Origin of the sequence: Enterobacter sp. NFIX58, assembly GCF_900110475.1 — a bacterium.
Taxonomy (GTDB): Bacteria; Pseudomonadota; Gammaproteobacteria; order Enterobacterales; family Enterobacteriaceae; genus Enterobacter; species Enterobacter quasiroggenkampii.
In genome coordinates this window covers 1,305,628-1,325,906 of sequence record NZ_FODW01000001.1, presented here as the reverse complement: position 1 = coordinate 1,325,906, position 20,279 = coordinate 1,305,628, and the positions used below count along the sequence as shown (strand labels likewise).

General features: G+C 56.3%; 16 protein-coding genes. 13 read left to right on the top strand and 3 right to left on the bottom strand.

The window, feature by feature from the left end:
- The first annotated feature begins 31 nt into the window (after window positions 1-31).
- From msbA to BMW97_RS06560, 6 genes are all read left to right on the top strand, one after another.
- The gene (gene msbA, locus BMW97_RS06585; protein ID WP_045908385.1) at window positions 32-1,780 is read left to right on the top strand and encodes a lipid A ABC transporter ATP-binding protein/permease MsbA; all 1,749 of its coding nucleotides are present in this window, start codon (window positions 32-34) and stop codon (window positions 1,778-1,780) included.
- A complete protein-coding gene (gene lpxK, locus BMW97_RS06580; protein ID WP_045908384.1) occupies window positions 1,777-2,754 on the top strand; it encodes a tetraacyldisaccharide 4'-kinase in 978 nt (325 codons plus the stop codon). The genes msbA and lpxK overlap by 4 nt, the downstream gene beginning before the upstream one ends.
- Window positions 2,755-2,798: 44 nt before the next feature.
- Window positions 2,799-4,028, top strand: a complete 1,230-nt coding sequence (locus BMW97_RS06575) for a winged helix-turn-helix domain-containing protein (protein WP_045908383.1) — start codon at window positions 2,799-2,801, stop codon at window positions 4,026-4,028.
- 45 nt (window positions 4,029-4,073) lie between these two features.
- Window positions 4,074-4,256, top strand: coding sequence for a protein YcaR (ycaR, locus tag BMW97_RS06570; RefSeq protein WP_006174474.1), 183 nt, complete (start codon window positions 4,074-4,076; stop codon window positions 4,254-4,256).
- Window positions 4,253-4,999 (top strand): 3-deoxy-manno-octulosonate cytidylyltransferase, encoded by a 747-nt coding sequence (kdsB, locus tag BMW97_RS06565; RefSeq protein ID WP_008499959.1) that lies wholly within the window; start codon window positions 4,253-4,255, stop codon window positions 4,997-4,999. Before ycaR ends, kdsB begins: the two co-directional genes overlap by 4 nt.
- Window positions 5,000-5,141: 142 nt before the next feature.
- The gene (locus BMW97_RS06560; RefSeq protein ID WP_045908382.1) at window positions 5,142-6,035 is read left to right on the top strand and encodes a YcbJ family phosphotransferase; all 894 of its coding nucleotides are present in this window, start codon (window positions 5,142-5,144) and stop codon (window positions 6,033-6,035) included.
- Here the strand turns inward: BMW97_RS06560 and elyC are convergent.
- A complete protein-coding gene (gene elyC, locus BMW97_RS06555) occupies window positions 6,012-6,791 on the bottom strand; it encodes an envelope biogenesis factor ElyC (RefSeq protein ID WP_045908381.1) in 780 nt (259 codons plus the stop codon). The two genes, BMW97_RS06560 and elyC, sit on opposite strands and share 24 nt — an antisense overlap.
- Before the next feature lie 124 nt (window positions 6,792-6,915).
- On the opposite strand from elyC, the gene cmoM reads away from it, so the two are divergent.
- From cmoM to BMW97_RS06515, 7 genes are all read left to right on the top strand, one after another.
- Window positions 6,916-7,695: a tRNA uridine 5-oxyacetic acid(34) methyltransferase CmoM gene (gene cmoM / locus BMW97_RS06545; RefSeq protein WP_032649174.1), complete on the top strand. Its 780-nt coding sequence runs from the start codon at window positions 6,916-6,918 to the stop codon at window positions 7,693-7,695.
- Window positions 7,696-7,698: 3 nt separating this feature from the next.
- A complete protein-coding gene (gene mukF, locus BMW97_RS06540; protein WP_008499955.1) occupies window positions 7,699-9,021 on the top strand; it encodes a chromosome partition protein MukF in 1,323 nt (440 codons plus the stop codon).
- The gene (mukE, locus tag BMW97_RS06535) at window positions 9,002-9,706 is read left to right on the top strand and encodes a chromosome partition protein MukE (protein ID WP_008499954.1); all 705 of its coding nucleotides are present in this window, start codon (window positions 9,002-9,004) and stop codon (window positions 9,704-9,706) included. Before mukF ends, mukE begins: the two co-directional genes overlap by 20 nt.
- Entirely contained in the window at window positions 9,706-14,157 is a 4,452-nt protein-coding gene (mukB, locus tag BMW97_RS06530) for a chromosome partition protein MukB (protein WP_045908380.1), read from the top strand. The genes mukE and mukB overlap by 1 nt, the downstream gene beginning before the upstream one ends.
- 178 nt (window positions 14,158-14,335) lie before the next feature.
- Window positions 14,336-16,195 (top strand): L,D-transpeptidase, encoded by a 1,860-nt coding sequence (gene ldtD / locus BMW97_RS06525; protein WP_090392602.1) that lies wholly within the window; start codon window positions 14,336-14,338, stop codon window positions 16,193-16,195.
- Between the two features lie 174 nt (window positions 16,196-16,369).
- On the top strand, window positions 16,370-16,921 hold the full coding sequence (locus BMW97_RS06520; protein ID WP_014169403.1) for a peptidoglycan L,D-endopeptidase MepK: 552 nt from the start codon (window positions 16,370-16,372) through the stop codon (window positions 16,919-16,921).
- 20 nt (window positions 16,922-16,941) lie between these two features.
- Entirely contained in the window at window positions 16,942-17,589 is a 648-nt protein-coding gene (locus BMW97_RS06515; protein ID WP_045908378.1) for an MBL fold metallo-hydrolase, read from the top strand.
- A gap of 48 nt (window positions 17,590-17,637) precedes the next feature.
- Here BMW97_RS06515 and aspC read toward each other — a convergent pair whose 3' ends face one another.
- Window positions 17,638-18,828: an aspartate transaminase gene (aspC, locus tag BMW97_RS06510; protein ID WP_045908377.1), complete on the bottom strand. Its 1,191-nt coding sequence runs from the start codon at window positions 18,826-18,828 to the stop codon at window positions 17,638-17,640.
- 184 nt (window positions 18,829-19,012) lie between these two features.
- Entirely contained in the window at window positions 19,013-20,071 is a 1,059-nt protein-coding gene (ompF, locus tag BMW97_RS06505; RefSeq protein ID WP_045908376.1) for a porin OmpF, read from the bottom strand.
- Window positions 20,072-20,279 lie beyond the last annotated feature (208 nt).

The following is a 20,279-nucleotide window of genomic DNA, read 5'->3' as shown; positions in this document are numbered from 1 at the left end:
TGCGGCTATTTCAACAATGCTGGTTTTTTGAATGCATAACGACAAAGATCTCTCCACGTGGCAAACGTTCCGCCGACTCTGGCCGATGATTGCCCCTTTTAAAGCAGGCTTGATCGTGGCGGGTGTAGCGTTAATCCTCAACGCAGCCAGCGATACTTTTATGCTATCGCTTCTTAAACCGTTACTGGATGACGGTTTTGGTAAAACGGATCGCTCAGTGCTGCTATGGATGCCTCTGGTGGTTATCGGACTGATGATCTTACGCGGTATCACCAGCTATATCTCAAGCTACTGCATTTCCTGGGTATCCGGGAAAGTGGTGATGACCATGCGCCGTCGACTGTTCAGTCACATGATGGGCATGCCGGTTGCGTTCTTTGACAAGCAGTCAACCGGGACGCTGCTGTCGCGTATTACCTACGACTCCGAGCAGGTTGCTTCTTCCTCTTCCAGCGCGCTGATTACCGTTGTGCGCGAGGGCGCGTCGATCATCGGTCTGTTCGTGATGATGTTCTACTACAGCTGGCAGCTGTCGCTTATCCTTATCGTTCTGGCACCGGTGGTTTCCATTGCTATCCGCGTCGTGTCAAAGCGCTTCCGCAATATCAGTAAGAATATGCAGAACACGATGGGGCAGGTGACCACCAGCGCAGAGCAGATGCTGAAAGGGCATAAAGAAGTGCTGATTTTTGGTGGTCAGGACGTCGAAACCAAACGCTTTGATAAAGTCAGCAACAAAATGCGTCTGCAGGGGATGAAAATGGTCTCGGCCTCTTCCATCTCTGACCCGATTATTCAGCTGATTGCTTCGCTGGCACTGGCGTTCGTCCTGTATGCAGCAAGCTTCCCGAGCGTCATGGAGACGCTGACGGCGGGTACCATTACCGTGGTCTTTTCCTCAATGATTGCCCTGATGCGTCCGCTGAAGTCACTGACGAACGTAAACGCCCAGTTCCAGCGTGGGATGGCCGCCTGCCAGACCCTGTTCAGCATTCTGGATTCCGAACAGGAAAAAGATGAAGGTAAACGCGTCATTGAGCGCGCGAACGGCGACGTTGAGTTCCGCAATGTGACCTTTACCTATCCTGGCCGCGAAACACCGGCTCTGCGCAATATCAACCTGACCATTCCGGCGGGGAAAACCGTTGCGCTGGTAGGCCGTTCTGGCTCGGGGAAATCGACCATTGCCAGCCTGATCACCCGTTTCTACGACATTGACGAAGGTGAAATTCTGTTAGACGGCCACGACCTGCGGGAGTATACCCTGCAGTCGCTGCGTAATCAGGTAGCGCTGGTCTCTCAGAACGTGCACCTGTTCAACGATACCGTGGCAAACAATATTGCCTATGCGCGTACTGAAGAGTACAGCCGCGAGCAGATTGAGAACGCCGCGCGTATGGCTTACGCGATGGACTTTATCAACAAGATGGATAACGGTCTGGATACCATCATCGGTGAGAACGGCGTACTGCTCTCCGGTGGGCAGCGTCAGCGTATCGCCATTGCCCGTGCGCTGTTGCGCGACAGCCCGATCCTGATCCTGGACGAAGCGACCTCTGCGCTGGATACGGAATCTGAACGCGCGATTCAGTCCGCGCTGGATGAGCTGCAAAAGAACCGTACCTCGCTGGTGATTGCGCACCGTCTGTCGACTATCGAGCAGGCTGATGAAATCGTCGTGGTTGAGGACGGTATCATTGTTGAGCGTGGAAGCCATGCTGACCTGCTGGAACACCGCGGCGTTTACGCTCAGCTTCATAAGATGCAGTTCGGCGAATGATTGCACGCATCTGGTCCGGTGAATCCCCGCTGTGGCTGCTGCTTTTGCCGCTCTCCTGGCTCTACGGCCTGGTGAGCGGCATCATCCGCCTGCTTTATCGTCTGGGGGTGAAGCGGGCCTGGCGCGCGCCGGTGCCGGTTGTGGTTGTCGGTAATCTTACGGCGGGCGGCAACGGCAAAACGCCGGTGGTGATCTGGCTGGTAGAGCAGTTACAAAAACGCGGTATACGCCCGGGCGTGGTATCGCGCGGATATGGTGGTCAAGCGTCGCATTACCCGCTGTTGCTGACGGCGGAAACCACGACGGCTGAAGCGGGTGATGAACCGGTATTGATTTTCCAGCGTACCGGCGTACCGGTCGCGGTTTCCCCGGTGCGCAGCGATGCCGTACAGGCACTGCTTGCCGAACACGCGGTACAAATCATCATCACTGACGATGGTCTGCAGCATTACGCCCTGGCGCGTGATAAAGAGATTGTGGTCATCGACGGCGTTCGCCGTTTTGGTAACGGCTGGTGGTTACCTGCCGGGCCCATGCGCGAACGCGCTTCACGTCTGAAGTCTGTGGATGCGGTGATCGTGAACGGGGGTGAGGCGAAAACGGGTGAAATCCCGATGCACCTGCAGCCGGGCCTGGCGATCAACCTGGTGACGGGGGAACGCCGGTCGGTTTCAGAGTTGCCTTCACTGGTAGCGATGGCGGGCATTGGTCATCCGCCGCGCTTCTTCGCGACGCTGGAACAGTGTGGTGCCCGGCTGGAAAAACGCGTTCCGCTGGCCGACCATCAGGCGCTGGTGGAAGGGCAGGTAGACGCCCTGACCGCACCCGGGCAGTCGCTGATCATGACCGAAAAAGATGCGGTGAAATGCCGCGCCTTTGCGAAAGATAACTGGTGGTATCTGCCGGTTGACGCCGAACTCAGCGGTGAGCAGCCGGAACATTTGCTCAAGGAACTGATTGCGTTGGTGCACTAAAGGCTTACGCGGTTCTGGTGGCGCTTTGACTGACAGGAAAACGCATGTCTCTACCGCAACTCTCGCTTTCAGCCGCACGTAATCTCCACCTGGCCGCGCAGGGGCTGCTCAAAAAGCCCCGCCGCCGCGCGCAGCCTGCCGATATCCTCTCTACCGTACAGCGCATGTCGCTCCTCCAGATCGACACCATTAATATTGTGGCCCGCAGCCCTTACCTGGTGCTGTTTAGCCGCCTGGGGAGTTATCCTTCCCAGTGGCTGGATGAGGCGCTCAGCAAGGGGGAGTTGATGGAGTATTGGGCGCATGAAGCCTGCTTCCTTCCTCGCAGCGATTTTGCCCTGGTGCGTCACCGTATGCTTGCGCCGGAAAAGATGGGCTGGAAATACCGACAGGCCTGGATGCAGGAACATGCGGCTGAAATAGAGCAGCTCATCGCGCATATTCAGGAAAACGGTCCTGTACGCTCTGCCGATTTTGAACACCCGCGCAAGGGGGCAAGCGGCTGGTGGGAGTGGAAGCCGCACAAACGTCATCTCGAAGGGTTATTTACCTCTGGGAAAGTCATGGTGATTGAGCGGCGTAACTTTCAGCGCGTCTACGATCTGACGCATCGCGTGATGCCGCACTGGGACGACGAGCGCGACCTGCTTACCCAGGAGGCGGCCGAGGCCATTATGCTGGAGAACAGCGCCCGCAGTCTGGGGATTTTTCGCGCGCAGTGGCTGGCAGATTATTATCGCCTGCGCCAGCCCGTGCTGAAACCGCTGCTGGACATGTGGCAACACGAGCAGCGCGTTATTCCCGTTACCGTGGAAACGCTGGGCGGAATGTGGCTGCATGCGGATCTCCTTCCGTTATTGCCTCAGGCTCTGGAGGGGAAACTTCAGGCAACCCACAGCGCGGTATTGTCGCCGTTCGACCCGGTCGTCTGGGACAGAAAACGCGCCGAGCAGCTCTTTGATTTTAGCTACCGGCTGGAATGTTATACCCCGGCCCCAAAGCGCCAGTATGGCTACTTTGTTTTACCGCTGCTGCATAAAGGACAGCTGGTCGGGCGCATGGATGCCAAAATGCACCGCAAGACCGGCACGCTTGAAATCATTGCGCTTTATCTGCAAGAGGGCGTCAGGGTGACGGCGAGCCTGGAAAAAGGATTAACGTCCGCCATTAGTGAATTCGCGCGTTGGCAGGGGGCCGACGACGTGACGCTGGGCCGGGTACCTGATGGATTGTTTACATCCTGTCGAAGTGGCTGGGAAACAGGCACGTCCTGAAAAGGGAATGTGTTAAGCTTTAGCGATTACCCATACGGAGGAACTATGGATCACCGTTTACTTGAAATTATTGCCTGCCCGGTATGCAACGGCAAACTTTACTACAGCCAGGACAAACAAGAGCTCATTTGCAAGCTGGACAGTCTGGCTTTCCCGCTGCGTGACGGTATTCCGGTATTGCTGGAAAATGAAGCCCGTTCCCTGGTGGCAGAAGAGAGCAAGCCATGAGTTTTGTCGTCATTATTCCTGCGCGTTATGCCTCAACGCGTCTGCCGGGTAAACCGCTGGTGGATATTAACGGCAAGCCGATGATTGTGCATGTCCTCGAGCGCGCGCGTGAATCGGGTGCTGACCGCGTGATTGTTGCCACCGACCATCCGGATGTCGCTCGTGCGGTTGAGGCCGCAGGCGGAGAGGTGTGCATGACACGAGCCGATCACCAGTCCGGCACCGAACGTCTGGCGGAAGTGGTTGAGAAATGCGGTTTCAGTGATGATACGGTCATCGTAAACGTGCAGGGTGACGAGCCGATGATCCCCGCGGTCATTATCCGTCAGGTGGCCGAAAACCTGGCGCAGCGTCAGGTCGGAATGGCGACGCTGGCGGTACCCATTCATCATGCAGAAGAAGCGTTTAACCCGAATGCGGTGAAGGTCGTCATGGATGCGGAAGGCTATGCGCTCTATTTCTCCCGCGCCACGATCCCGTGGGATCGCGATCGCTTTGCGCTCTCTAAAGAGACCATCGGTGATACCTTCCTGCGTCATATTGGGATCTACGGTTATCGCGCTGGCTTTATTCGCCGCTATGTGGCCTGGGCGCCGAGCCCGCTGGAGCATATCGAAATGCTGGAGCAGCTTCGCGTGCTCTGGTACGGCGAGAAAATTCACGTTGCCGTTGCTGAGGAAGTCCCCGGCACGGGCGTAGACACCCCTGAAGATCTTGAGCGCGTTCGCGCCGAATTGCGTTAATCTTACCGGCATCTCTCCGCAGGGAGGGATGCACTCTCCGCTTTATTTTTCACTTTCTTTTTCCTGATTGATCTCTTCCGGGTGACATCTTCATTAAGGACGCTCATTATAAAAGCAGTAGTCTTAATGGGGGTAATCTCATATGGAACAGCTGCGTGCCGAACTTAGCCATCTGCTGGGTGAAAAGTTAAGCCGGGTCGAATGCGTGAGTGAAAAAGCCGATACCGCGCTCTGGTCGCTTTACGACAGTCAGGGTAACCCAATGCCGCTAATGGCAAGAAGTTTCACGTCACCCGGCGTTGCCAGGCAGCTTGCATGGAAAATGTCGATGCTGGCGCGGGAGGGAACCGTGCGTATGCCGACGGTGTATGGCGTGATGACCCATGAGGAACACCCCGGCCCGGACGTACTGCTGATTGAACGTTTACGCGGTGTGCCCGTTGAAGCGCCCGCGCGAACGCCGGAACGCTGGGAGCAGCTGAAAGACCAGATTGTCGAGGCGCTGCTGGCCTGGCACCGTCAGGATAGCCGTGGGCTTGTCGGACCGGTTGACAGCACCCAGGAAAACCTCTGGCCGCTGTGGTACCGCCAGCGGGTTGAAGTGCTGTGGGGAACGCTTAACCAGTTCAACAATACCGGTTTAACCATGCAGGACAAACGTATCCTGTTTCGCACCCGGGAGTGCTTACCGGCCTTGTTCGACGGTTTTAATGACAACTGCGTGCTGATCCACGGCAATTTTACCCTGCGCAGCATGCTCAAAGACGCCCGCAGCGATCAGCTTCTGGCAATGGTGGGGCCGGGCATCATGCTCTGGGCACCGCGCGAATATGAGTTGTTCAGGCTCAGCGACAGCGGGGCGGCGGAAGGCTTACTGTGGCATTACCTCCAACGCGCCCCCGTTGCGGAAGCGTTTCTCTGGCGACGTTGGCTCTACCTGCTCTGGGACGAAGTCGCGCAGCTGGTGAACACCGGACGATTCAATCGCGCAAACTTCGATCTGGCAACAAAATCACTCTTGCCCTGGCTCGCCTGAGGATCCTTTCAGCCACTGCCAGAGGCGTCCGAGCGTCTCGTAGCCGACGCGGTCGCTATGCATCAGCCACACCGGGGAGGGGATCGCCCGTTCCCACGGGTTGAGCGGTGCGTCGATGGCCATCTGGTTTGCCGGTGCGGGAAGCGGGTGCAGGCCTTGCTTCTCAAAGAAAATCATCGCGCGCGGCAGGTGCGAGGCGGAGGTCACCAGCAGGAACGGGGCATCGTCAATCGCCTGCTTCACTGCAGCAGCCTCTTCTTCGGTGTCTTTCGGGCTGTCCAGCGTGATGATTGAGGAACGCGGCACGCCGAGAGATTCCGCGACCCTGGCGCCCGCTTCAGCCGTACTCACCGGGTTCGTTTTCGCCGCCGCGCCGGTGAAGATCATTTTTGATCCCGGATTCGCCAGCCACAGGCGAATACCTTCGTTCAGCCGTGGCAGGCTGTTGTTGATCAGGTTTGAGCTCGGAGCCCAGTCAGGATCCCAGGTATATCCACCGCCCAGCACCACGATGTACGACACTTTCTGATTTCCCTGCCATGTTGGGTACCTGTTCTCGATGGGGCGTAACAGGCCATCCGCGACCGGTTGCAGGCTCAACAGCAGCAAGACCAGCCAGCCGAGCGTGATAAGCGTTTTGCCACTCTTCTGAAAGCGACTGAACCACACCAGCGCCAGCCCCAGCGCGATGATGATGAGCAGCAGCGGAAGGGGAAGCATCATCCCTCCAATGTATTTCTTAAGGGTAAAAAGCATCCTTTTTGGTTCCTTTTTTGACCATATAGCAGGTGATTGCCGGTGATATTACACCAGAGAGGTTCATTCTCCGCGCGGGTGTGACAAAATAGCGGTTTTGCAGTTAGCGAGTGGAACTCTCCCAATGCGGGATCGCAATTTTGATGACATCGCGGAAAAATTTTCGCGCAACATTTATGGCACCACGAAGGGGCAGCTCCGTCAGACGATCCTCTGGCAGGATCTGGACACCATTCTGGCTACGTTCGGCGGCCAAACGTTGCGCGTGCTGGACGCCGGTGGTGGTGAAGGGCAGACGGCCATAAAAATGGCTGAACGCGGTCATCACGTCACGCTTTGCGATCTTTCTGCTGAAATGGTCGCCCGCGCGACGCGTGCGGCAGAAGAGAAAGGTGTGAGCGACAACATGCATTTTATACAATGCGCCGCTCAGGACATCGCACAGCATTTGGAAACCCAGGTTGATCTGATATTGTTTCATGCGGTGCTGGAGTGGGTTGCCGATCCGCAAAGCGTGTTACAAACCCTGTGGTCGATGTTGCGCCCGGGCGGCACGCTGTCGCTGATGTTCTACAATGCTAACGGCTTCCTGATGCACAACATGGTTGCGGGAAACTTCGACTATGTTCAGGTCGGGATGCCCAAAAAGAAAAAGCGCACGCTTTCCCCGGACTATCCGCGCGATCCACAGCAGGTTTATGGCTGGCTGGAAGCGATTGGCTGGCAGATTGTCGGGAAGACGGGCGTCAGGGTGTTTCATGATTATCTGCGTGAAAAACACAAACAGCGTGACTGTTTTGACACCTTAACAGAATTGGAAACGCGGTATTGCCGTCAGGAGCCTTTTGTCAGCCTTGGCCGCTATATTCACGTCACCGCGCACAAGCCGCAGATGCAAGGATAACCTATGAGTGAATTTTCCCAGACAGTCCCCGAACTGGTTGCCTGGGCCAGGAAAAACGATTTCTCCATCTCGCTGCCGGTAGACAGACTCTCTTTCCTGCTGGCGGTCGCCACGCTGAACGGCGAGCGGCTGGATGGTGAAATGAGCGAGGGTGAACTGGTGGATGCGTTCCGCCACGTCAGTGATGCGTTTGAGCAAACCAGCGAAACCATTAGCGTCCGTGCCAACAACGCGATCAACGATATGGTGCGTCAACGTCTGCTGAACCGCTTTACCAGCGAGCAGGCGGAAGGAAACGCCATCTATCGCCTGACGCCACTGGGCATCGGCATCACCGATTATTATATCCGCCAGCGTGAATTTTCCACGCTGCGTCTTTCCATGCAGCTGTCGATCGTGGCGGGTGAGCTTAAGCGCGCCGCCGATGCGGCAGATGAAGACGGTGACGAATTCCACTGGCACCGAAACGTTTATGCACCGCTGAAATATTCGGTGGCGGAAATCTTCGACAGTATCGATCTGACCCAGCGCCTGATGGACGAACAGCAGCAGCAGGTGAAAGACGATATCGCACAGCTGCTGAATAAAGACTGGCGAGCGGCCATCTCCAGCTGTGAACTTCTGCTGTCAGAAACCTCCGGTACGCTGCGTGAGCTGCAGGATACGCTGGAAGCCGCAGGGGATAAGCTGCAGGCGAACCTGCTGCGTATCCAGGACGCGACGCTGGCGCACGACGATCTGCACTTTATCGATCGTTTAGTGTTCGACCTGCAGAGCAAACTGGACCGTATTATCAGCTGGGGCCAGCAGTCGATCGACCTGTGGATTGGCTATGACCGACACGTGCATAAATTTATCCGTACCGCGATCGATATGGATAAGAACCGCGTCTTTGCCCAGCGTCTGCGCCAGTCGGTGCAGACCTATTTCGATGCGCCGTGGGCGCTGACCTACGCCAATGCCGATCGTCTGCTGGATATGCGCGACGAAGAGATGGCGCTGCGCGATGAAGAGGTGACCGGTGAACTGCCGCCGGATCTGGAATATGAAGAATTTAACGAAATTCGCGAGCAGCTTGCGGCGATGATCGAAGAACAGCTCGCGGTCTATAAAACCAGACAAGCTCCGCTGGATCTTGGACTCGTGGTGCGCGACTATCTGGCGCAATATCCGCGCGCGCGCCACTTCGACGTTGCCCGCATTGTGGTAGACCAGGCTGTTCGCCTGGGTATCGCGCAAGCAGACTTCACCGGACTGCCGCCGAAGTGGCAGCCAATTAACGATTACGGAGCCAAGGTACAGGCGCATGTCATTGACAAATATTGAACAAGTGATGCCGGTTAAGCTGGCACAGGCGCTGGCGAATCCGTTATTTCCGGCGCTGGACAGCCAGCTGCGTGCCGGTCGTCACATTGGCTTAGACGAGCTGGATAATCACGCCTTTTTGATGGACTTCCAGGAGTACCTGGAAGAGTTTTACGCACGCTACAACGTGGAGCTTATCCGCGCGCCGGAAGGGTTTTTCTACCTGCGCCCGCGCTCCACGACGCTGATTCCGCGTTCCGTGCTCTCCGAGCTGGATATGATGGTCGGCAAAATTCTTTGCTACCTCTACCTCAGCCCGGAACGTCTGGCGAATGAAGGGATCTTCACCCAGCAGGAGCTTTACGACGAGCTGTTGACGCTGGCAGATGAGAGCAAGCTGCTCAAGCTGGTGAACAACCGCTCCACGGGGTCGGATCTTGACCGTCAGAAATTACAGGAAAAGGTTCGCTCTTCCCTGAACCGTCTGCGCCGTCTGGGGATGGTCTGGTTTATGGGCCACGACAGCAGCAAATTCCGCATTACGGAATCTGTCTTCCGCTTCGGCGCCGACGTGCGTGCGGGCGATGACGCGCGTGAAGCGCAGCTTCGCATGATCCGCGACGGTGAAGCGATGCCGGTGGAAAACCATTTGCAGCTCAATGATGAGCATGAAGAGAATCTGCCGGATAGCGGGGAGGAAGAGTAATGATTGAACGCGGTAAATTTCGCTCACTGACGCTGATTAACTGGAACGGCTTCTTTGCCCGAACGTTCGATCTGGATGAGCTGGTGACGACGCTCTCCGGCGGTAACGGTGCGGGTAAATCCACCACCATGGCGGCCTTTGTCACGGCGCTGATCCCTGACCTGACGCTGCTTCACTTCCGTAACACCACTGAAGCGGGTGCCACAAGCGGCTCCCGTGACAAAGGTCTGCACGGGAAGCTGAAGGCCGGCGTCTGCTATTCGGTTCTGGACGTCATTAACTCCCGCCATCAGCGCGTGGTGGTGGGCGTACGCCTGCAGCAGGTTGCCGGTCGCGATCGTAAAGTCGATATTAAACCGTTCGCCATCCAGGGGCTGCCAACGTCCATGCAGCCAACGGCGCTGCTGACGGAAACCCTGAACGAACGCCAGGCGCGCGTGCTAACGCTCCAGGAGCTGAAAGATAAGCTCGAAGCGATCGAAGGCGTGCAGTTCAAGCAGTTTAACTCGATTACCGACTACCACTCGCTGATGTTCGATCTCGGCGTGGTGGCGCGTCGTCTGCGCACGGCATCAGACCGCAGCAAATACTACCGCCTGATTGAAGCGTCTCTTTACGGCGGTATCTCCAGCGCCATTACCCGCTCCCTGCGCGACTACCTGCTGCCGGAAAACAGCGGCGTGCGTAAGGCCTTCCAGGATATGGAAGCGGCGCTGCGTGAAAACCGCATGACGCTGGAAGCGATTCGCGTTACCCAGTCTGACCGTGACCTGTTTAAACACCTGATCAGCGAAGCCACCAACTACGTGGCGGCGGACTACATGCGCCACGCCAACGAGCGCCGCGTCCACCTCGATCAGGCATTAGAATATCGCCGCGAGCTGTTTACATCCCGTAAACAGCTGGTGGCCGAGCAGTACAAGCACGTCGAAATGGCGCGCGAGCTCGGTGAACACAACGGTGCCGAGGGCGACCTGGAAGCCGACTATCAGGCCGCCAGCGATCACCTGAACCTGGTGCAAACTGCGCTCCGTCAGCAGGAAAAAATCGAGCGCTATGAAGCGGACCTCGATGAGCTGCAGATCCGTCTCGAAGAGCAAAATGAAGTGGTGGCCGAAGCCGCCGAGATGCAGGAAGAGAACGAAGCCCGCGCCGAAGCGGCCGAGCTGGAAGTGGATGAGCTGAAAAGCCAGCTTGCCGATTACCAGCAGGCGCTGGACGTGCAGCAGACGCGCGCGATCCAGTACACCCAGGCACTGCAGGCATTACAGCGCGCGAAAGAGCTGTGCCATCTGCCTGACCTGACGCCGGAAAGCGCCGACGAGTGGCTGGATACCTTCCAGGCCAAAGAGCAGGAAGCCACTGAGAAACTGCTGTCCCTCGAACAGAAAATGAGCGTTGCGCAAACGGCGCACAGCCAGTTTGAGCAGGCCTATCAGCTGGTTGTGGCGATTAACGGCCCGCTGGCGCGTAACGAAGCCTGGGACGTTGCCCGTGAACTGCTGCGCGACGGCGTGAACCAGCGCCATCTGGCCGAGCAGGTTCAGCCGCTGCGTATGCGACTGAACGAGCTGGAACAGCGCCTGCGCGAGCAGCAGGAAGCCGAGCGTCTGCTGGCGGAATTCTGCAAACGTCAGGGCAAAAATTACGATTTTGACGAGCTTGAGGCCCTGCATCAGGAACTCGAGGCGCGTATCGCTGCGCTTTCAGACACGGTCTCCAGCGCCAGCGAACAGCGTATGACCCTGCGTCAGGAGCTGGAACAGCTGCAGTCCCGTTCGCAAGCGCTTCTGCAGCGTGCACCGGTCTGGCTGGCGGCCCAGAGCAGCCTTAACCAGCTCAGCGAACAGTGCGGCGAGCAGTTTGAATCCAGTCAGGAAGTGACCGAATACCTGCAGCAGCTGCTGGAGCGTGAGCGCGAAGCCATTGTTGAGCGTGATGAAGTCGGCACGCGCAAGCGTGAAGTCGACGAAGAAATTGAACGCTTGAGCCAGCCGGGCGGTGCGGAAGACCCGCGTCTCAATGCCCTGGCGGAGCGTTTTGGCGGCGTGCTGCTGTCCGAGATTTACGACGATGTCGGTCTGGACGATGCGCCATACTTCTCCGCGCTGTACGGTCCATCCCGTAATGCGATCGTGGTGCCGGATCTGTCGCTGATTTCTGAGCAGCTTGCCGGTCTGGAAGATTGTCCGGAAGATCTCTACCTGATCGAAGGGGATCCGCAGTCGTTCGATGACAGCGTATTCAGCGTCGACGAACTGGAAAAAGCGGTGGTGGTGAAAATCGCTGACCGTCAGTGGCGCTATTCCCGCTTCCCTGAGCTGCCGCTGTTTGGCCGCGCCGCGCGCGAAAGCCGCATCGAAAGCCTGCACGCCGAGCGTGAAACGCTATCTGAACGTTTTGCGACGCTGTCGTTTGACGTGCAGAAAACCCAGCGCCTGCATCAGGCGTTTAGCCGCTTTATCGGCAGCCATCTGGCCGTGGCCTTTGAAGCTGATCCGGAAGCGGAAATTCGCAAGCTCAATACCCGTCGCGGCGAGCTGGAGCGGACGATTGCCAGTCATGAAAGCGACAACCAGCAGAGCCGCGTCCAGTTTGAGCAGGCGAAAGAGGGCGTCGCAGCCCTTAACCGTATTCTGCCGCGCCTGAATCTGCTGGCGGATGACACGCTGGCCGATCGCGTGGACGAGATCCAGGAGCGCCTGGATGAAGCGCAGGAAGCCGCGCGCTTCGTGCAGCAGCACGGCAATCAGCTGGCGAAGCTGGAGCCGGTTGTCTCTGTCCTGCAGAGCGACCCGGAACAGTTTGAGCAGTTGAAAGAAGACTATGCCTGGTCGCAGCAGGTGCAGCGCGAGGCGCGTCAGCAGGCGTTCGCCCTGACGGAGGTGGTGCAGCGTCGCGCCCACTTCGGCTACTCCGATTCGGCAGAAATGCTGAGCGGTAACAGCGATCTGAATGAAAAGCTACGTCAGCGCCTTGAGCAGGCGGAAGCGGAACGTACCCGCGCCCGCGAAGCAATGCGCAGCCATTCCGCTCAGCTGAACCAGTACAACCAGGTGCTGGCCTCGCTGAAAAGCTCCTTCGATACCAAGAAAGAGCTGTTAAACGACCTGCAGAAAGAGCTTCAGGACATCGGCGTTCGTGCCGACAGCGGGGCAGAAGAGCGCGCGCGCATTCGTCGTGACGAGCTGCATGCTCAACTGAGCAACAACCGTGCGCGTCGCAATCAGCTGGAAAAAGCGCTGACCTTCTGCGAAGCAGAAATGGATAACCTGACCCGTCGCCTGCGCAAGCTGGAGCGCGACTACTTTGAGATGCGCGAGCAGGTCGTGACCGCGAAGGCGGGCTGGTGCGCGGTGATGCGCATGGTGAAAGACAATAACGTTGAGCGTCGCCTGCACCGTCGCGAGCTGGCATATCTTTCTGCCGATGAGCTTCGTTCCATGTCGGATAAGGCGTTGGGTGCCCTGCGTCTGGCGGTGGCGGATAACGAACACCTGCGCGATGTTCTGCGCATGTCTGAAGATCCGAAACGTCCTGAACGTAAAATCCAGTTCTTCGTGGCGGTTTACCAGCACCTGCGCGAACGTATTCGTCAGGACATCATTCGTACTGACGATCCGGTCGAGGCTATCGAACAGATGGAAATCGAGCTGGGTCGTCTGACGGAAGAGCTGACCTCTCGCGAGCAGAAGCTGGCGATCAGCTCCCGCAGTGTGGCGAACATCATCCGTAAAACCATTCAGCGCGAGCAGAACCGTATCCGCCAGCTCAACCAGGGTCTGCAGAGCGTGTCGTTTGGTCAGGTGAACAGCGTGCGCCTCAACGTTAACGTGCGCGAAGCGCATGCCACCCTGCTGGAAGTGCTGTCTGAGCAGCACGAGCAGCATCAGGATCTGTTCAACAGTAACCGTCTGACCTTCTCTGAAGCGCTGGCGAAACTGTATCAGCGCCTGAACCCGCAGATTGATATGGGCCAGCGTACGCCGCAAACCATTGGTGAAGAGCTGCTGGATTACCGTAACTACCTGGAAATGGAGGTAGAGGTAAACCGTGGTTCAGACGGCTGGCTGCGTGCGGAGTCCGGAGCACTCTCAACCGGTGAAGCGATCGGTACCGGTATGTCAATTCTGGTGATGGTGGTACAGAGCTGGGAAGACGAAGCGCGCCGCCTGCGCGGCAAAGACATCTCCCCATGCCGACTGCTGTTCCTGGATGAGGCGGCGCGTCTTGATGCGCGCTCCATTGCCACGCTGTTTGAGCTTTGCGAACGTCTCGATATGCAGCTCATCATTGCGGCACCGGAGAACATCAGTCCTGAAAAAGGGACAACCTACAAGCTGGTGCGTAAAGTGTTCCAGAACAGCGAACACGTGCACGTTGTGGGGCTGCGTGGCTTTGCGCCGCAGCCGCCAGAGTCACTGCCAGAAACCACGGCGGACGCTTCCTGACGCGTTTTCCGATCCGAAGCGGCGCCCTGGCGCCGCTTTTTTTTTAAACTTAACTTGTGCTTAGGGCTGCGTTATCTTTAAACTTCTTTACATAAGGTAAGGCAACAGCTTAGCCGTCTACCTATAATGAAAGAAAGCCCCAACGTGATGGGCATGTCGTGAAAACAGGGGGCAAGGGATGTTGCTTAAGAAAGAATGTGGTCGTCAGCTGTCTGCGCTTAGTCTATGCCTGGCAGTGATGTTTGCTCCACTGTTAACCGCCCAGGCCGACGAGCCTGAAATTGTGCCGACTGACAGCTCGGCAACGACAGGCACGCAGCCTACGTCGTTGTCCCAGCCGCTGGAACAGTCTCCGGCGACGGCTATCATGGCCGGTATTAAGCCGCTGCCGGAAGGCATCGATGCCGAATCGCTCAGCCAGCAGCTGCAGTCAGGGCTGCCGTCAGGCTACACGCCGGTCTATATCAATCAGCTCACGCTCCTCTATGCTGCCCGCGATATGAAACCGATGTGGGAAAACCGCGATGCCGTGCGCGCCTTCCAGCAGCAGCTGGCGGAGGTCGCGATTGCAGGGTTTCAGCCACAGTTTACAAAGTGGGTTGAGCTGTTAACCGATCCTGCCGTGTCCGGTCAGGCACGGGACGTCGTGCTTTCCGATGCCATGATGGGCTATCTGCAGTTTGTGGCGGGTATTCCTGTCAATGGCAACCGCTGGCTGTACAGCGACAAGCCGTATAAGCTGGCGACGCCAGCGCTGTCGGTGATTAACCAGTGGCAGTTAGCCCTGGATAACGGCGAACTGCCGCGCTTTATTGCCAGCCTTGCACCGGCGCATCCACAATATGCCACTCTGCACGAGTCGCTTCTCGCGCTGGTGGGCGACTCGCGTCCATGGCCGCAGATGCGCGGCACCGCGACGCTGCGTCCATGGCCGCAGATGCGCGGCACCGCGACGCTGCGTCCGGGGCAGTGGAGCAGCGATGTGCCTGCTCTGCGTGAGATCCTGACTCGCTCCGGTCTTCTTGATGGCGGGCCACATATCGCTCTGCCTGGTGACGATCCACAAAACGCGGCGGTCAGCCCGTCAGCGCCCGTGAAAGAGAAAAAAGCGATTGCCGTCAGCAATAAACCCGCAGCATACGATCGTGAGCTGGTTGCGGCAGTGAAGCAATTCCAGGCCGCTCAGGGACTGGGAGCCGATGGCGTCATTGGCCAGACGACACGAGACTGGCTGAACGTATCGCCTGCGCAGCGGGCTGGGGTGCTGGCGCTCAATATCCAGCGTTTGCGCCTGCTGCCTGGAACCCTCTCTACCGGGATTATGGTTAACATTCCTGCGTATTCACTGGTCTATTACCAGGACGGTAGCGAAAAACTGGCGTCACGCGTGATTGTCGGGCGTCCGGATCGCAAAACGCCGATGATGAGCAGCGCGCTGAATAACGTGGTGGTTAACCCGCCGTGGAACGTGCCACCGACTCTGGCGCGTAAAGACATTCTGCCGAAGGTCTGGAACGATCCGGGTTATCTGGAACGTCATGGTTATACGGTGATGCGTGGCTGGAACAGTAAAGAGGCCATCGATCCTTATATGGTCGACTGGTCGACAATCACGGCTTCTAACCTGCCGTTCCGTTTCCAGCAGGCACCGGGGGCGCATAACTCTTTAGGGCGTTACAAATTCAATATGCCGAGTTCTGACGCTATCTATCTGCACGATACGCCGAACCACAATCTCTTCCAGAAAGATACGCGCGCGCTGAGTTCTGGCTGCGTGCGCGTGAACAAAGCCTCGGAGCTGGCCAATATGCTGCTGCAGGACGCGGGCTGGAACGATACGCGCATTTCGGATGCCCTGAAGCAGGGAGATACGCGTTACGTTAATATTCGACACAATATTCCGGTCAATCTTTACTATCTGACGGCGTTTGTTGGCGAAGACGGGCGTACCCAGTACCGTACAGATATTTACAATTATGATCTCACCGCGCGATCCGGCGCACAAATTTTGCCAAAAGCGGAACAATTAATCAGGTAAATGAAGCAGTTCGGGAAAAATGATTGTCGTAAGTTAGGGTGAATAAGGGGCTATATCGCTGCAAGCCGCGTATTCACTGGGGTTGGGCGCCTTGACGTACCCGGTTTTGCCAGTTAAGGTGCCCTTCGTGCGCTAAGCATATTACGATTTCTTTTACCTGTAGACCTGATTATCATGGACAAATTTGACGCTAATCGCCGCAAACTGCTGGCGTTAGGTGGTGTTGCGCTTGGCGCAGCGGCCATCTTGCCGACGCCAGCATTTGCCACCCTCTCGACACCTCGTCCGCGAGTTTTAACGCTCAACAATCTTCATACCGGTGAGTCGTTAAAAGCGGAGTTCTTCGATGGCAGAGGCTATATTCAGGATGAATTAGCAAGACTTAACCATTTTTTCCGTGATTTCCGCGCGAATAAAATTAAAGCCATCGACCCAGGACTGTTTGATCAGCTTTTCCGCCTTCAGGGCCTGCTGGGTACCAGCAAGCCGGTGCAGCTTATTTCTGGTTATCGCTCGGTTGATACCAATAATGAACTGCGCGCCCACAGTCGCGGGGTAGCGAAAAAAAGCTATCACACGAAGGGCCAGGCAATGGATTTCCATATTGAGGGCGTTTCGTTAGCCAATATTCGCAAAGCTGCGTTATCTATGCGCGCAGGTGGTGTAGGATATTACCCCAGCAGCAACTTTGTGCATATTGATACCGGTCCGGTTCGGCACTGGTAATAACGAAACACAGGAGCAGTATGAACTATCGTATTATTCCGGTTACCGCGTTCTCCCAGAATTGTTCACTCATCTGGTGCGAACAAACTAAACTGGCCGCGCTTGTCGATCCCGGCGGTGACGCTGAGAAGATCAAGCAGGAAGTCGCCGACAGCGGCGTGACGCTCATGCAGATTTTACTGACGCATGGTCACCTCGACCATGTGGGCGCAGCGGCTGAACTGGCTGAACACTACGGCGTGCCGATTGTCGGTCCGGAAAAAGAAGATGAGTTCTGGCTGCAGGGGTTACCTGCCCAAAGCCGCATGTTTGGCCTTGATGAGTGTCAGCCTCTGACGCCCGATCGCTGGCTGGATGAAGGAGAGCGCGTTAGCATAGGGAATGTGACTTTACAGGTGTTGCATTGTCCTGGGCATACGCCAGGCCATATCGTCTTCTTTGATGACCAGTCCCGTCTGCTGATCTCCGGCGATGTGATTTTCAAAGGTGGCGTAGGACGCAGCGATTTTCCGCGCGGCGATCACCGACAGCTGATTCAGTCGATTAAACAGAAGTTATTGCCGCTGGGTGATGATGTGACGTTTATCCCTGGGCACGGTCCGATGTCGACGCTGGGCTATGAACGGCTCCATAATCCGTTCCTTCAGGATGAAATGCCTGTCTGGTAACCCGCATAAAAAAAGCCTGCATAATGCAGGCTTTTTTATAGGCGCAAATTACAGTACGGCGACAATCGCTTCGCACAGCGGCGCCATGTTGTCAGGCGTCATGCCTGCAACGTTCACGCGGCCAGACGCCACGGCGTACACGCCGAACTCTTCACGCAGACGCAGAACCTGCTCTTTAGTCAGGCCGCTGAAAGAGAACATGCCGTTCTGTTTGATGATAAAGCTGAAGTCGCGGTCCGCGCCTTTCTCCGCCAGGGTGTTCACAAACAGCAGGCGCATGCGCTGAATACGCTGACGCATATCGTTCAGCTCTTGTTCCCAGATGGCGCGCAGCGCATCGTTGCTCAGGATAGTCGCAACGACAGATGCACCGTGTGCCGGCGGGTTAGAGTAGTTAGCGCGGATAACGGATTTCATCTGGCTGAACGCGCGATCGACGGTCTCATCGTTAGCCGCAACCAGCGTACAGGCACCTACACGCTCATTGTACAGACCAAAGTTCTTGGAATAGGAACTGGCAACGATCAGCTCCTGATGCACGGCAGCGAACGCGCGCAGGCCTTCAGCATCTTCTTCCAGACCACGGGCGAAGCCCTGGTAGGCAAAGTCAAACAGCGGCAGCCAGCCTTTCTCTACGGACAGCTTCGCCAGGTGTTCCCACTGCTCAAGCGTTGGATCGATACCGGTTGGGTTGTGGCAGCAGCCGTGGAACAGCACCACGTCACCCGCCTGCGCTTCGTTCAGGCTTGCCAGCAGGCCGTCAAAGTCCAGAGAGTGGTTTGCTGCGTCGTAGTAGGCGTATTCACGCACTTCCAGACCCGCAGAGTTAAACACGCTCTTGTGGTTCGGCCAGCTTGGATTGCTTACCCAGACACGCTTCACAGAGGTGTTTTTCGCAAGGAAATCCGCCGCCACGCGCAGCGCGCCGGTACCGCCCGGGGTCTGAGCTGTACGGGCACGTTTGTCACTCACAATTGCGCTGCCTTTACCGAACAGCAGCTCCTGGGTGCAGCGACCAAATTCAGGGATACCATCAATACCGAGGTAGTTTTTGGTGGTTTCGTTTTCCAGCAGATACTGCTCAGCTTTCTTAACGCTGGTCAGTACCGGAGTTTTGCCGGTTTCATCTTTATATACACCAATACCCAGGTTGATTTTGCCAGGGCGGTCGTCGGCACGAAACAGATCGGCCAGGCCCAGAATCGGGTCGGCAGGAGCGGCGGTAATGTTCTCAAACATGACGAAGTTCCATTGTGATTACAGAAGTGAAATCCGCTATCAGGTTAACGGTAGATTTACAAAATGCCAACCGTTTGCGACGAAAAGCGTGCGGCTTTTCAAAAGTCGCCATTATTTTCTGTCACGCATAAAAAAACAGGGCCGTAGCCCTGTTCATTAAGCATATAACAAAGTGGTGTACTGATTAGAACTGGTAAACGAGACCCAGTGCTACGATGTCATCGTTGCTGAGACCCAGTTTGTTGTCATCTTTCAGCTGGTTGATCTGGTAGTCAACATAGGTGGACATGTTTTTGTTGAAGTAGTAAGTCGCGCCAATGTCGATGTAGTTGATGAAATCTTCATCACCAATGCCTTCAACGTCTTTCGCTTTAGATTTGTAGTAAGCGATGGATGGACGCAGACCGAAGTCGAACTGATACTGAGCGACAACAGAGAAGTCCTGAGATTTGTTAGCGAAACCGCTGCTGCCCAAACGTGCGGCGTTGTGCATTTCGCCGTACAGCGCTGCCAGGTAAATGTTGTTTGCGTCATACTTCAGGCCAGTTGCCCACTGCTCAGCTTTATCGCCTTTACCCCAGGCCAGAGTCTGCTGGTTGTTGGTACGGTCAGCTGCGCCGTACGCACCTACAACGCCAAAGCCTTCGAAATCATAGCTGACTGAAGTTGCCCAGCCGTCACCGTTAGAACGTACTGCATCAGCACGGTCATTTTTGCCCAGGTACTGAACGCCAAAGTTCAGACCGTCAACCAGGCCGAAGAAGCCGCTGTTACGGTAAGTCGCCAGACCACCATTACGGCTGGAGAAGAAGTTATCGCTCTTGCCAGTGTCGCCACCGAACTCTGGCAGCATATCGGTGATGCCGATTGCATCATACACCAGGCCATAGTTACGACCGTAGTCGAAGGAGCCTGCATCACCGAATTTCAGACCTGCGAACGCCAGACGGGTTTTGTTACCGGTCTGAGCATCGGCGCCTTCAGAGTTGTTACCCTGGAAGTTGTATTCCCACTGGCCATAACCGGTCAGCTGGTCGTTAATTTTTGTTTCGCCTTTGAAGCCCAGACGAGCATAGGTCTGGTCGCCATCGTTGCTGTCATCATCAGAGAAGTAATGCAGACCAACTGCTTTCCCGTAAAGATCCAGTTTATTAGCGTCTTTGTTATAGATTTCTGCAGCGTTCGCTGCACCGGCTACCAGCAGGGCAGGGATTACCACTGCCAGAATATTGCGCTTCATCATTATTTATTACCCTCATTGGTTTTTTTATGACACTCGCCACTGCCGTCAATAAATTCTGTCAATAAATATTTCCGGAACTATTGATGAGAGTTTGGTGTCTTTATGTATCTGACAGGCATCTTTCCATTCGCCGAAGCGTTTCGCTAGCCTGAAAGTGCTACAATTCTCAAGATTAGGTAACCAAAAGAAAATATATGTAACTAAATGT